This window comes from Acinetobacter soli (genome assembly GCF_000760595.1).
Taxonomy (GTDB): domain Bacteria; phylum Pseudomonadota; class Gammaproteobacteria; order Pseudomonadales; family Moraxellaceae; genus Acinetobacter; species Acinetobacter soli.
Window position 1 is genome coordinate 102,225 of record NZ_BBNM01000006.1, and the last position, 14,175, is coordinate 116,399.

At 42.0% G+C, this 14,175-nt stretch carries 12 protein-coding genes; 4 read left to right on the forward strand and 8 right to left on the reverse strand.

What is annotated here, in order from left to right; translation table 11 throughout:
* Window position 1: 1 nt before the first annotated feature.
* The 3 genes from Aso01_RS08975 to Aso01_RS08985 all read right to left on the reverse strand — a co-directional run bounded on the left by Aso01_RS08975 (window position 2) and on the right by Aso01_RS08985 (window position 2,874).
* Complete coding sequence (locus Aso01_RS08975) at window positions 2-628, reverse strand: hypothetical protein (protein ID WP_004935152.1); 627 nt, start codon at window positions 626-628, stop codon at window positions 2-4.
* A 14-nt stretch (window positions 629-642) separates the two neighbouring features.
* A complete protein-coding gene (locus tag Aso01_RS08980) occupies window positions 643-2,022 on the reverse strand; it encodes a hypothetical protein (protein WP_034440477.1) in 1,380 nt (459 codons plus the stop codon).
* A 258-nt stretch (window positions 2,023-2,280) separates the two neighbouring features.
* Complete coding sequence (locus Aso01_RS08985) at window positions 2,281-2,874, reverse strand: LysE family translocator (protein WP_004935147.1); 594 nt, start codon at window positions 2,872-2,874, stop codon at window positions 2,281-2,283.
* 422 nt (window positions 2,875-3,296) lie between these two features.
* Between Aso01_RS08985 and Aso01_RS08990 the strand changes: the two genes are divergently transcribed.
* Window positions 3,297-3,851, forward strand: a complete 555-nt coding sequence (locus tag Aso01_RS08990; RefSeq protein ID WP_174428798.1) for a DUF2062 domain-containing protein — start codon at window positions 3,297-3,299, stop codon at window positions 3,849-3,851.
* Between the two features lie 25 nt (window positions 3,852-3,876).
* On the opposite strand, the gene Aso01_RS08995 is transcribed toward Aso01_RS08990, so the two are convergent.
* The 3 genes from Aso01_RS08995 to Aso01_RS09005 form a co-directional block, all read right to left on the reverse strand.
* Window positions 3,877-4,746, reverse strand: a complete 870-nt coding sequence (locus Aso01_RS08995) for a 5'-methylthioadenosine/S-adenosylhomocysteine nucleosidase (RefSeq protein ID WP_004935140.1) — start codon at window positions 4,744-4,746, stop codon at window positions 3,877-3,879.
* A 174-nt stretch (window positions 4,747-4,920) separates the two neighbouring features.
* Entirely contained in the window at window positions 4,921-6,120 is a 1,200-nt protein-coding gene (apbC, locus tag Aso01_RS09000) for an iron-sulfur cluster carrier protein ApbC (RefSeq protein WP_004935137.1), read from the reverse strand.
* Between the two features lie 156 nt (window positions 6,121-6,276).
* Window positions 6,277-6,738, reverse strand: a complete 462-nt coding sequence (locus Aso01_RS09005) for a hypothetical protein (protein WP_004935133.1) — start codon at window positions 6,736-6,738, stop codon at window positions 6,277-6,279.
* Between the two features lie 808 nt (window positions 6,739-7,546).
* Between Aso01_RS09005 and tsx the strand changes: the two genes are divergently transcribed.
* Complete coding sequence (gene tsx / locus Aso01_RS09015) at window positions 7,547-8,392, forward strand: nucleoside-specific channel-forming protein Tsx (RefSeq protein ID WP_004935130.1); 846 nt, start codon at window positions 7,547-7,549, stop codon at window positions 8,390-8,392.
* 181 nt (window positions 8,393-8,573) lie between these two features.
* Entirely contained in the window at window positions 8,574-10,643 is a 2,070-nt protein-coding gene (metG, locus tag Aso01_RS09020; protein WP_004935127.1) for a methionine--tRNA ligase, read from the forward strand.
* A 59-nt stretch (window positions 10,644-10,702) separates the two neighbouring features.
* Here metG and Aso01_RS09025 read toward each other — a convergent pair whose 3' ends face one another.
* Window positions 10,703-11,578: an alpha/beta hydrolase gene (locus Aso01_RS09025; protein WP_004935124.1), complete on the reverse strand. Its 876-nt coding sequence runs from the start codon at window positions 11,576-11,578 to the stop codon at window positions 10,703-10,705.
* A gap of 13 nt (window positions 11,579-11,591) precedes the next feature.
* Window positions 11,592-12,917, reverse strand: coding sequence for an MFS transporter (locus Aso01_RS09030; protein WP_004935123.1), 1,326 nt, complete (start codon window positions 12,915-12,917; stop codon window positions 11,592-11,594).
* Window positions 12,918-13,172: 255 nt separating this feature from the next.
* Between Aso01_RS09030 and Aso01_RS09035 the strand changes: the two genes are divergently transcribed.
* Complete coding sequence (locus tag Aso01_RS09035; RefSeq protein WP_039909834.1) at window positions 13,173-14,144, forward strand: MBL fold metallo-hydrolase; 972 nt, start codon at window positions 13,173-13,175, stop codon at window positions 14,142-14,144.
* Window positions 14,145-14,175: the final 31 nt, after the last annotated feature.

Here is a 14,175-nt window from a genome sequence, read left to right on the forward strand (position 1 = left end):
TTTAACACCGTGAGGTCGCTGAACCGTTACAGCTAAACACCTTAACTGAACCTGACAATGCCAGATTCGCATTGATGTTCACCCCCACAAAACCACGCTCCAATCCTTGGTCAAAACCAGTATAAGTAGACGGCACAAAGGTACTTAAATACCCTTTTTGGCTGTCTGCTGTTCCTGTATCGGTTTCAATCGAAAGTGCCTCAAAACCCAGATTACGAATCTGGATCGGATATTCGTCTAAAAAAGTCAGTTTGAGCGCAGAGCGATATTGATTGGTATTCACCGTTACCGTTGTGCCATCGAGCTGAAACTTATCGATCGCCAAAGTGCCCTGAATTTTTTTAAAGACCAGCCAATATAAATTGCCGTTTTGATCCTGACGATTATTAAATGCCAAGGCTAAACGACAATACTGATTTGCGCCATTGGCGCAGGCATAGGTATTGGACAAACCGCTACCTGTCGGAACGGCCTGATTGAGTGACAAAGATAGGCTTAAATCGGCCCCGCCTTGGCCCTGAACCTGACTTAGCTCCTGATTGCTCAATGCTTTTAAACCTGATGGATCGGCATATACCATGCTGCTGATCAGTAGTACGCCCATTAAACCGAGACGATGAATTTTCATGCTGATACGCTCCTTCAAAGTCCGGTGGTCGAAATTTTAAAATGCTGAATCATCAGGCCATCAATTGCTGCCGAACCTAAATTCACCGCATTGCCAGATGGATCTTTAAAAGTGACCCCTACAGCCGAGCTGGTATTCACCGCATTTAGTAAGTTGCCACTTCCGATTCCGACTGTTCCAATACTGATACTACTGTGTGTAGCGGTTGTGCCTTGATAATTCACCCCAGCAATGGTGGAGGCCGTGCCACAGCTTTGCACGTTACAGGTCGAACCCTTATAAGCTGAGTTGGTACCCGAGTAATCGGTATAAATTTGCTGATAAATACTGGCCACGTTTGGAATACGGGTCAGCTCCAAAGAAAAATTGGTGCCGTCGGTATTAAAAATAAGCGGCTGATAAACATTACCCAAAACCAGATTGATATTTGGGCTATAAATGTATAAGCCCTCTTGGGCATTAAAACTTGGTGCGCCGCCGCCAGTAATGGCCGGTGTATTTAAGCAAGTTCCGGTACTGGTACAGCTACTGGTATCTGTAGTGGCTTCAGCCGAGCTGATTCTCAGCACACGACTCGCATCTGCTGTGGTACGCGTACCCGCATTGTAATCGGTATTTAAACGAATCAACGCCGCCAAACCGAGTGTTTGATTATATGAAGCTGGCAGCCCTGATGCCTGCGCATTGCCTAAAGTTTGAAACAGCTTAAAGTTCGAGCCATTTAAATTTAGACCATTGAGCACCATTTGCACACGTAAGCGCTGTTCAAGCCCACCTAAAGTGGTTGGCGCGCCAGTTACAGGGTTCACGGTGGTGCTGGTGGTCGAGTTACGCGAAAAGATATCGCCCCATAAGCCCAATTTGGCAGGGTCTGTGCCGACTGTGCCATCTGCCCGCAGTAAAGGAGCCTCAAGGCTTAAGTAACTTAAATTTTGGAGATTCCCCGCAAAATCAAAAGTATTGACAGGCAATACATTTAAAACCCACGGGTTAGATTCAGTACCGAGGTTGAGTCCAGTATTGCTAAAGCGTGAGTTGACATCGCTGTCGCTTTTAGAGAGTGCCAAACCGTAAAGATACAGATCGGCTTTTTTTGCACCTGCGGCAGTGGCCGTTGCAGACAATGGCCCGACAGGAATCACACGAATCAGACCGGTATCAAAACTTCGATCTGCCACACGGGCTTTATTTTGTGCTGTACTTAAATTGTCTTCTGCCTTTTGAAACACCATTTTGACGTTTTCGGGCAAGATCGCAATCCCTTCACCAGTTTGCTGACTCAAGCTTTCATCTGACAATGCTTCCAAGGCAAAAGCTGAATGAGCGAGGCCTAGGCCTAGACTCAAAAGTAGCACTGCGAGTTGAACGTTGACTGTAGAATGTCCTGTCGTCATCATGACCATCCTGTTATACGATGCTCCGCACCATATTTTATTTTTCTTGATTTTATCTGCTGTGAAAAGCGTCCCGCCTGCCACACGGGCTAGCAATTTTGCCAACCCTGACTCACTTTCTATTATGCGTATTGTTTAAACAAATGCAAAAAAAAACATGTAAAAAAAAACATTTCCGACAAGCGTAAGCTAATACGGCTTTTTACGCTTCAATTTACAACACCATAAACGTTGCGGCTTGCAAACACCGAACACGCTTTAAAATTTTAAAAATGCAGAATAACTCAGTGGTATCGAGAAACTCACCAAAATCAGTGATGCAGTGCGTTGTAGGTTAGATGGATTAAACCAGCGTGTCCGATTTTTTGCCAGCAACGCCCCAACGACAATCCAGAAAGTTGCAATCGGGATAATCAGCATGAGAAATACGGCCATATGTAGACCGTACAAATGCATATTGGACCACGCAGCCTGTGGGAAAATGGCAGAGGCAAACAATAAACCTTTCGGATTTAAAATGGTGGCACAAAGGAGTTCGGTAAAACGAATCGTGGGCTGAGACAAATTTTGCTGATGATCGGCTGTACGCCACAGCTTGATGGCCAAGTACAAAATGTAAAATGCACTAAGCAACTTCAAAATGGTCGGCAGTAAAGCAAAATGCTGGGAAATTAAACCAATCAGTAATCCCCAAAACGAGATCGAAATAATATATCCCGTGACTTCAGCAGGAATCAGCTTTAAAGATGCACGCACCCCGACCTGAATACCAGACGATGCCAGCAATGTATTGGTTGGGCCTGGTGTTAGCAAAATGGCAGCAACCAGCCCCACAAAAAACCATGAAATCATCCGATGACCTCACCCTGTATCAAACCAGACGAAAAACACTATAGCACCAGCCAACAAACATATACTGAAACTGCTCAGATTGATATTGGCCGCTCATGGATATTTTCAATACTTTACAGGGGTTTATAAGCTATAAATCAATAAGACGCAGCAGTCACTTTAAAAGTGTATATAATTATGACTTGTGTGATCTATCTCAATCTTTTTATTCAATTTTGCTATCTTGCGCCACAATTTGACACTTCGCTGCAAAAGGCGTACCGTTATATCTCGACACTTGGTTGTTTGTATTGCAATCAATTCTCTCTTTTTCAAAGCTTTAAGTTTTATCTAAGTTTTCCTCAGCACTATAGGTCATGTCCTGATGCACCGGATGATCGCGACAATGCGGCATACCGTGGTATTGCGTATTGAATGATATTATGTCTATGGCAAAGCAGTTCTTCCAATCTTGGCTTCCTTCATCTGAAAAGGTCGCTAATCTGAAATTGATGCGATTTTTTGGTAAACGATCGCTCAATCCTTTGCTGTGGTATATCAATCGAAAATCGATTACCCGTGCTGTATTTATAGGGACATTCTTTGGCCTGCTGCCTATTCCGTTTCACAGCTTGTTTATTGTTGCTGCTGTCCTGATGTTTGAAGTGAATCTTCCGATTGGGCTGGTTTTGGCATGGTTAAGTAATCCACTTACGTTAGTACCGATTCTGTATATCGGCTTCTGGATTGGCACAAAAATTTATCATGTGCAGATGATCAATAAAGAAATGCTGCTCGGTGTCTTACATCAAATTTCGAACTGGGTGAGAAACTTCGGACACGCACATATTGATTTAAGCCTCGCCAAAATTTTACTTTCCGGGCTGGTCATTGAAGCCTTAGTGGTTGCCATTGTTTTATCGGTGGTGACCAATTTATTTTGGCGTTGGAGTGTGATTCATCACTGGAAAAACAGACCAAACAAAAAGCCGAACTAAAGTTCGGCCTTGTTGTGAGCTCGGCTTATTTTGCTTTTAAGCCTTTCATGTATTCTTCGGCCACATGCAAAACGTATTCCTGACACGCCTCACCTGTACCGCCATCATACTTGCCGTTGTTGGTGATGTTGTTTGACACCACGCGAATACCGATAAATGGCACATTAAACTGACTGGCAATTTGTGCTACCGATGCCGCTTCCATTTCCTCTACCGACGTACCGTAACGGGTATTAAAGAATTTGATGCGATCTAGTTCGTTATTCCAAACATCCGCAGAACCAATGGTTCCTTCAACCACCTTACCTTTGTTATAGCTCGATTTCACGCGCTTTGCAGCGGCAAGTAAACCGGCATCGGCTTGAAATTTACGAATTGCAATTGGCTCTGGGTCGGATTCATCTTTTGGCAATACATCAAATGCTTCATTCCATTTGAGTGCATCCGATCCACCACCGACAGGCTGGTGCGGTGTTTTAAATGCACCAATATTGGTGGTGTATTGACCCAGCACAATATCGTAAACATTCAGTTTTGGATCGTGACCGCCTGATGTTCCTTGGTTGATAATCGCAACAGGCTGGAAGCGTTCAATGGCAATCGCTGTTGCTGCTGCAGAGTTACTCATGCCCATACGCGTTTTTGAAATAATGACTGGATAGCCATGATACGTGCCTTTCCAGAATTTCCAGCCACCGATGGTTTCTACACTGACATCACTGAGTTTAGATGCCATTTGCTCAGACTCGACGGGTAAAGCACCCTGAATAATGATTGGTTTCAATGCTGACTTCACTTCAACTGAGGGAGTAGATGCAACATAATGGCTGCTACACGCGGTCAAAAACAAACCTGAGCAAAGACCAAGTGCAGTAAACAACGCTTTAAACTTCATTCGTTATCCTTAAATCCAAAAACAAGTAATTAGCAAATTTTATGCCAATCGTTCAAAAAAACGAATCAATAAAAGTTAAATAATCAGATAGATAGCATGATTATATAGAAAATCTAATAAAAATCATAATAAATAGGCTATATCTCGTGCAGATCTAGTGAACCCGTTTTCAAATTAAAAGATACGCTTGTCATCACGCGCACGTTGCGGCAAATCTGCTACGCGCGACCAAAGCGCCTGTGCAATCAGTTCATAACTTTCAGCAGCAGCATCTTGCGCAACCACACTCGGTTGGCCCTTATCGGCATTTTCACGAATTTGCCCATTAAGAGGCAGGCGCCCAAGCAGTGGAATCTGATACTGTTCAGACAACTGATCGCCCCCACCCGTACCAAAAATCTGCTCTTCAAAACCACAATTTGAACAGATATGGGTCGACATGTTTTCAATCACACCCAATACAGGAATACCCACCCGGTTAAATAGCTCAATACCTTTAGTGGCATCAAGCAATGCGACATTTTGAGGAGTGGTTACAATCACAGCACCCGAAACCGGAATGCGCTGTGCAAGCGTCAGTTGAATATCGCCTGTGCCCGGTGGCATATCGATCACCAGCACATCCAAATCTGGCCAGAGCGTCTGGTTGAAGAGCTGCATCAGCGCACCTGTAGCTTTTGGCCCACGCCATGCCACAGGAGTATTATGGTCGCCAGTCAAATGTCCAATAGAAAGCACTGCTAGCCCATGTGCTTCAAGTGGCACAAAACTTTCATTTTCAATCATTGGGGTCTGACCTGCATTGCCCAGCATGGTCGGAATACTTGGCCCATAGATATCGGCATCTAATACGCCCACCTTTAAACCCTGTTTGTGTAATGCCAAGGCCAAATTGACCGTGGTGGTCGATTTCCCCACACCGCCTTTACCAGAAGACACCAAAATCACATGTTGAATACGCGGGTGAGCAGCAACCTCACTTTGTAGCGGGGCTTTCTTTTGAATTGGTGGATTGTTCGGATCAGGTGTTGGTGATGCAGAGGCATCGACGACAGGAGGCAAAATTGCGGCAGCTTCTTGCGTACGCGGTGCGGTTTTTTGCTGAATTACATGCAAATTTAACTCTTCAATCCCTGCATCTTGTAGCGCACCTGCAAGTTCGTCATGAATTTGCTGTAAATGATCGGCTTCTTCAGGATAGGTTTTGATCGTCAGTTGCAAGACACGACCCTGCACGTTTATTTGCGTAATGCGGTCTTTAAGTTCGAATGAGTGCCCCGTAAGACGATAGGCTTGAAGTATGGCTTGAATGTCTTCTTCTTTCACCTCTTGAGCGGGTGAAAATACAGATTTAAGCGATGAAAGCCACGACATTCGTAATACTCCACAGAAATAATGCGTCTAGTAGAGCGTAGTTTAACAGTATTTTTATAAAAGCTCGTTCACTACACCCATATTAATGTTGCATTTTCTCTACATCAATCATATGCAGTGAACGTACTTGAGTTAGCCAATTTTTAAGGGCAAGACTTATTTATCGTTGCCTTTAAATTTGTTTAAAGTGTCGGTAGCTGTTTTTTTCAATTCGTCGAGTTTAGCCGATGCTTGTGTTTTAAGTTCATCGAGTTTCACCGATGCTTCATGCTTAAGTTCTTGTGCCTTTAACTTGGCTTCTTCAAGCTTATGCCCTGCTTCAGTTTTCAGATGATCGAACTTATCTTGCGCATCACCTTTAGCATCATTCCATTTGGTTTTGGCTTCATCGACCTTGTCATCAAATGCAGCTTTTTTATCTGAATGATCACGCTCTGCATCTTTTTTAAAGTCATCTACAGCTTTTTCACCATTGAGCTTAGCCTCTTGAGCTTTATGCTTGAGGTCATCTAGCGCTTTTTCGCCTTCTAGCTTGGCCTCTTTAGCTTTATGTTTGAGTTCATCGCCTAGGTCAGCCGCTTTATTTTTTAAATCATCTAATTTGTTTTCGCTGGTCATGTCGCAATCCTCTTTGTCTTAGATATTTGAGTAAAATCTGTGATATGGAATCTTGATGGGAGCTTTGATCTATCTTCTTTTATACAATGCTTATGCAGCGAAAGGTTTAAAAACTGCAATTTGCAACAAAGATGATACACATTGTAGCGAAGTGTTTTATCTTAAATTTCAATATACTAATTCCTTTTCATTGACTTTTTTGACCAGCAGCACACAGGCTTTATCATTGAACAATTCTTAATTTACCCACTCAATTGAAAATTGACTGTAGAACTTCTCAAGCTCGCATGACATAGAGCTGCATGTTGTCGAATGTTAGGGATAATTTAACTTCGTTGTTGTGCCACCTTACAGATCAACTTTTGAAAAAATGCACCAAATGGTCAACTTTTCATAGCGAGGAAGCTATATCTTGCTTTCACGATGTAATCGATTGAATCATTGCGACGTTGATTAAAAAAACTAAACGATACACAGCGGATATGCTGAGTCTCAATAAAATTTTTAGACTTTTTAATGATGAATAATAAAATTAAAAACATGAATTATTTAATAATAAATTTAAAATTTATTCTTTAAAAATCATCTTACAGCACCTTTAATTACAAAGTTTAACAACTTTGCATCAAAATAACATAAAATCGCGTCCACCAAGATTACGCAATTCACGGTCAGTGTAGCCGAGCCCATGCCAGTAGAGTGGCATATTCATTGCTTAGGTCTTTTGCGTTCGTTTTTTCTAAAGAATCTTTTGTTTAGACATAGTGCGATATGTCTAAAAATTTATGATGTTGGAGTAGTTCTAATAATGTCTCTTAAATCGTTAAGCACTGTATTTTTAGCTGCAGCAACATTGCTGGGTGTGCAACAGGCCAATGCTGGTGTGAATGCTACACTTTGGGGTATTTATAGCAATGATGTCAAATTTTCGCCAAAAACAGTAGAAAATGCCTATCTTGAGCTTGAGTATTATGGTCAGACTGGTCCAATCGATTGGTATGGCTATTTCGATGCGCCAAAATATTTTGGTGGTAACGACAACATTAAAGGGGTTTGGGACAAAGACGGTTCTAAACTCTTTGCTGAAAACCAGCCAAAAGTTTCGTTCAATCGTTTAACCGGTAAAGATCTCTCCGTTGGGCCATTTAAAGACTGGTTCTTTGCAACTGACTGGATCGTAGACGCTGGTGGTCACTCGAATAACAGCCAAAATACCTTGTACTATGGTTTGGGTACCTCAATTGACACCCACACCAAACTTGGTATGAATGTAAACGTATTTGCAAAACAGCAATGGGAAAACTACGGCGCGCCAAACTCATATACTTCAGATGATGGCGGACGTTTACAGGTTCAGTTTTTCTATCCGCTTTATTCATTTAATAATGGCGCATCACTCAACTATTTCACCTTTACCAACTATGACTTTGGTTCGAAACTTGGCGATAAAGACCCGAACCGCACCAACGAAGCTTTGGTTTCAACGCATGTTTTTTCTTATAACATGAAGCACCTGCGTTTATTCACTGCTGCGCGTTACTTCCACAATGGTGGTCAGTTTAAAGACGGCGCGGTTGCCAACTGGGGTAATGGCGACTTTGTACAAAACAGTACCGGCTGGGGTTACTACGTCGCTGCGGGTTATCAGTTCTAAGTCATTTACCTCTCGATAGATCTCCCTCAAGCCTGCTCGCAGGCTTGAGTTGTTTTAAGCACTTCATCTGAGTGCTCTTTTTTAATTTTCCCTTCTCTGTCAAGCCATGCCTTGCTTTGTTTTCTCGGGTTCATCAGTTAGAATCATCGGTCTTATGAATACGAATGAGAGAATCCAATCCGTGCGTAAAATTTTAGTCACCAACGCCCTCCCTTATGCCAATGGACCCATCCATATGGGCCACTTACTCGGTTATATCCAAGCAGATATTTGGGTTCGTGCCATGCGTGCAATGGGCCATGATGTGACCTACGTATGTGCGGATGATGCTCATGGTACGGCAATCATGTTACGTGCCGAAGCCAATGGAATCTCGCCAGAACAGCAAATTGCCAATGTACAAAAAGAACATATCCGCGATTTTGACGGGTTTGGTGTACATTTCGATCATTACGACTCGACGCACAGCACTGAAAACAAAGCACGTTCTGAAGATATTTATTTAAAAAACCGTGAAGCAGGCAATATTGCCGTTCGCCCGATCACTCAGCTTTTCGATCCTGAAAAACAAATGTTTTTGTCAGATCGTTTTATTAAAGGCACTTGCCCAAAATGTAAAGCAGAAGACCAATATGGTGATGCGTGTGAAGTATGTGGCACCACTTACAATGCCACCGAATTACTTAATCCGCGTTCAACCTTGAGCGGTGCAACCCCCGTTGAAAAATCGTCAGATCATTACTTCTTTAAGCTACCCAACTTTGGTGAATACTTGCAAAAATGGACACGTGACGAAGGTCGTTTGCCAGTATCGATTGCCAACAAACTAGATGAATGGTTTGAAGCAGGTTTGGCAGACTGGGATATTTCACGCGATGCGCCGTATTTTGGTTTTGAAATTCCAGATGCACCTAACAAGTATTTTTATGTGTGGGTCGATGCGCCAATTGGCTATATGTCGAGCTTTGAAAACTACATCAAAGCCAAGCGCCCAGAGCTCAACTTTGATGATTACTGGAAAAAAGACAGCCAAAACGAAGTCTATCACTTCATTGGCAAAGACATTGTTTACTTCCATGCGCTGTTCTGGCCGGCAATGCTTGAAGGTGCCAACTACCGTACTCCAAGTGGTTTATTCGTTAATGGTTTCCTGACGGTCAATGGTCAGAAAATGTCGAAATCACGCGGTACCTTTATTAAAGCAGAAACCTATTTACAGCACCTGAATCCAGAATACCTACGCTACTACTTTGCATCGAAACTTTCGGACAAAGTGGAAGATTCAGATTTGAATCTGGATGATTTTGTACAAAAAGTAAATTCTGATTTGGTCGGTAAAGTGGTCAACATTGCCAGCCGCTGTGCCAAATTTATCAATAGCAGCTTTAACAATACCCTATCTGCAAACTGTGCAGAACCAGAACTGGTACAAAGCTTTATCGATGCTGGCGACTCAATTGCACAAGCCTACGAGGCGCGTGAGTTTAGCGCTGCAATTCGTGAAATTATGGCACTGGCCGACAAAGCCAACCAATATATCGATGAGAAAAAACCGTGGGCACTTGCCAAGCAAGAGGGTCAAGAACAACAAGTTCATGACGTTTGCTCAGTCGGGATTAACTTGTTCCGTCAGCTTGCGATTTACCTGTCTCCTGTTCTTCCAACACTTGCGGCACAAGTTCAGGCTTTCTTACAACTTGAAAGCTTTGATTTTGCATCACGTCAGCAAATCTTGCTTGCACACGAAATTGCACAGTTCCAACCACTCATGCAACGTGTAGATCCGAAAGCTGTGGCTGCGATGGTCGATGCATCTAAAGATTCGTTGGCTGCTACAGCAGAAGCACCAAAAGCGGAAAAGAAAAAAGAGGAGAAAGTCGAGAAGAAATCTGAACCAAAAGTAGGTGAAGCTGCTCTGAATACCAGCACTATCGGTATTGAAGACTTTATGAAAGTTGATCTTCGTGTAGCGCTTGTGCAAGACGCTGCGACAGTTGAAGGCTCAGACAAGCTGCTTCAATTGACTTTAGATGTAGGCGAAGCTGAACCGCGCAATGTCTTTAGCGGAATTCGTGAGTTTTATCAGCCTGAAGAGTTAAAAGGCAAACTGGTGGTGATGGTGGCGAACCTTGCACCACGTAAGATGCGTTTTGGTATTTCTAACGGTATGGTTTTAGCTGCGGGTAATGGCGACGGTGTTTGGGTAATTTCACCAGACAGCGGTGCAAAACCGGGCGATAAAGTGTCTTAATTTTACCAAATAAAAAAAGCTGGAGTTTTCCAGCTTTTTTTATTTGCTTTAAATTTTATTTACGCTTTGGCATTGGTCTGAATCATTTGTTTCACAGCACGAAATAAATCCGAATCTGGCTCAGCCAGTGTGTTCACAATATCAAAATGATTGTGTCCTTTATCTTTCAAATACGCCACTTGAGAATAACCTTGCGTTATGCAAGTCTCATAAAAATTCAAAGTCTGATTTTTAAAACCTTGTGTCTCAAGTTCACCAACTGACAATAACAAAGGCGCTGCTGTTGAAGGATGAGGAAGATCATGAATAGGACTAAGTCGATCGGCTTGTTCAATATTGAGTTTTAACCATTGATTTTGGTCGATATCGCAAAGTGGTTTTAAGTCAAACAATCCACTCAAAGCCACCACGCCTTTAATAACATTCTTAGAGACATCAAAATGCTGCTGCCATTGATCATTCCAAAGCATAGCCACCAAATGCCCCCCCGCTGAACTGCCACAGACATAAATCTGTTCAGCATCGATTCCATACCGATGCGCATTTTTGTATAGCCAAGCTATTGCAGAACGTATTTCTTTCACGATCTCAAACAAAGTAAATGTTGGGCATAAGTTATATTCGACTGTTACCACAGAAATACCATGTTTGACCATATTTTCTGCCATGGAACAAGCATCATCTTTAGACTGAGCCCGCCAGTATCCACCATGAATATAAACAAATACTGGAGCTGGTTGTGAAACACTTGGAAAGATATCCAGTTTCTCCTGCTTAGAAACTCCATATGCAATATCGTATAGTCCTACAACACGTTGTTTGGCCTGCTCGGCCAATTGACGATAGATCTGCATACAGTTTTCAAAATCAGCGACTGAGTTTCTGGCATTATATTGTCGATTACGTTCTTCAATATCTGAGAAATATAAGTCCATATATTTTTCTCCTTTAAGTCACAATTTCAGCTTTATTGTTATGTCGATCACTTTGAAGATTAAGTCCCAAAAAAGCAATAAAGGTAGGTACAGACAAGATCAACAGAATTTCGCCCAATGAAAAACTAAATTGGAAAATTAGCGATCCTGTAAAGGCCCCAAAAATTGCCCCTAATCGTCCGATTCCATGCATCCACGATACACCAACTGCTCTACACTCAGTTGGATATGAAATCGTTGCCAGAGGTAGTAAAGCTGCCTGAGCACCAGCCAACATAGCACCTGTAAGTAAAATGGTGAGGCTAAGTAAAAATAGATTTGAATGAATAAAACTTGCCGTTATAAACAGAATAAAAGCAATCAAATAGGCACTTTTGATGACTCGATGTGGATTTATCTTATCCATATACCAGCCAATAATCGCAGCCCCAATTGCTCCGCCAATTGGAAAAACGGAAGCAATTAGACTAAATTGTTCTGTACTTAAACCCGATGTTTTTAAAATGGTCGGCATCCAACTTGTGAACAGATAAAATACCAGCAGACTCATAAAACATGACAGCCAAAGGCATACGGAAATCTTTAAGTGACGACGAAATAAAAACTGAACAGGACGAATCGATTGTGAGGAAGTCGTATCGACAACATTTGCGAGGCGTGTTAGATCAATTACAGATCCCTGAATTTTTTCTAAAATTTTCTGTGCTGCTATTAATTGATTGTGTTTAATTAAAAAGCGAACTGATTCAGGTAATTTAAAAAACAGGACCATTAGCAGTAAAAGTGGCAAGATACCACAAACTACCATAATCATTCTCCACCCTATCGTTTCAAGAAATACGCTTGAAATGAGTCCACCACTTGAAATACCCAATAAAAAACCGCAACCCGGGATGCTGGTTAGAAAAACTTTGCGATTTGCAGGCATATACTCAGATACAAGCGTACTAATATTTGGCATGACCGCACCTAAACCCAAGCCTGTCATTAAACGGTAGATCATCAGTTGAGTGGTATCGGTTGCAAATCCTGATAAAACAGAAAATAACGCAAATAAAAATGTGCTGACTAAAATCGTACCTTTACGACCAAATCGGTCTGATATCGGTCCGGAAATTATTGCACCGATACACATCCCAACCAAAGCGGCACTTAAAACTGGAGCAAGTGCTGGTTTACTAATGCCCCAGTCGTCTAGTAATGCAGGGGCAATAAATCCAATAATTCCTGTATCTAATCCATCACAGAAAAAAATTAAAAAACTCAAAATCAATACCTGCTTTTGCAAGCGTGATAATCTATTTTGATTAATGATGTCATCCACATGTATCGTCTTCATTCGTTCCTTCACCTTGTTATCGATTTTGATCATGACTTGATTAAATCTATTTCTAAGTGAAAGCTCTATCCGAATTGTCCAATTCTTTATCCAATCAGATGAAAACTGAACCTCGGTGCTACATCAAAATTCCAAATCGGGATTTAGATTCAATTTCCTACGAAGTACAGCTATATGCTTGTTGAAAATTAAATGCAAAATAGTATTGGTCATGCTAAAACAAAGTTACGTATATCTATTTTTATAAGAATGCTCATGACATTATTAAGATCAACAGTTATAGCGACCAGCCTTGTTTTGGGTACAATTTCCACACTACAGGCTGCAAGTTTGTCTATGCCGACTTCACAAAAACAAGTCGCAGGCTATTACCAATATCAAGCAGGCAATGTTCAAATCACCGCCCTGCTCGACGGTACAAACTTTATGTCCCCTACACTGTTTAAAGATATTCCACAGCAACAAGTACATGAAATTTTAAAGAAATACTATGCCGATCAAGAGAAAGGCGTTCAAACCTCAGTCAATGCATTTTTGGTCAATACTGGAAAATCGCTGGTACTGGTCGATAGCGGTGCTGCCAGTTGCTTCGGGGCGCATTTAGGTTCTGTTTTAACCAATTTAAAAGCAGCGGGCTACCAGCCTGAACAGGTCGATACTATTTTACTGACTCATTTACATCCCGATCATGTTTGCGGTATCAGTAAAAACGGCACTGCCAATTTTCCAAATGCCACCGTATATGCTTCACAAGATGAAGCCAATTATTGGTTAGATGCAAAGCAGGCCAGCAAAGTGCCAGAAGCCAAACGTGCAGGCTACTTGGGTACTGTCGAAAAAATCAAAGCAGCGCTGGCACCGTATCAAGCAAAACAACGCTTTAAAACCTATAAGCTTGGCGACGAAATCCAAGGCTTTAAGGTGATCAGTACCGCAGGTCACACACCGGGACACTTTAGCTATGCCCTTAAAACTGATAGCGAAACCGTGGTATTTATTGGCGATATTGTTCACTCGCATACGGTGCAGTTTGATCGGCCAAAAACAGCCATTGAATATGACATCAACCCACAACAAGCTGTTCAAACACGCTTAAAACAATTTGCAGATTTTGCCAAAAATGGACAAACCATCGCCGCACCACATTTACCCTTTCCGGGAATTGGGCATGTGTATTCGGCAGATGGAAAAAGCTATCAATGGATTCCAGTGCACTTTAAAGATTAACCTATAAACAAGTTGGGTTATATCAATTTCG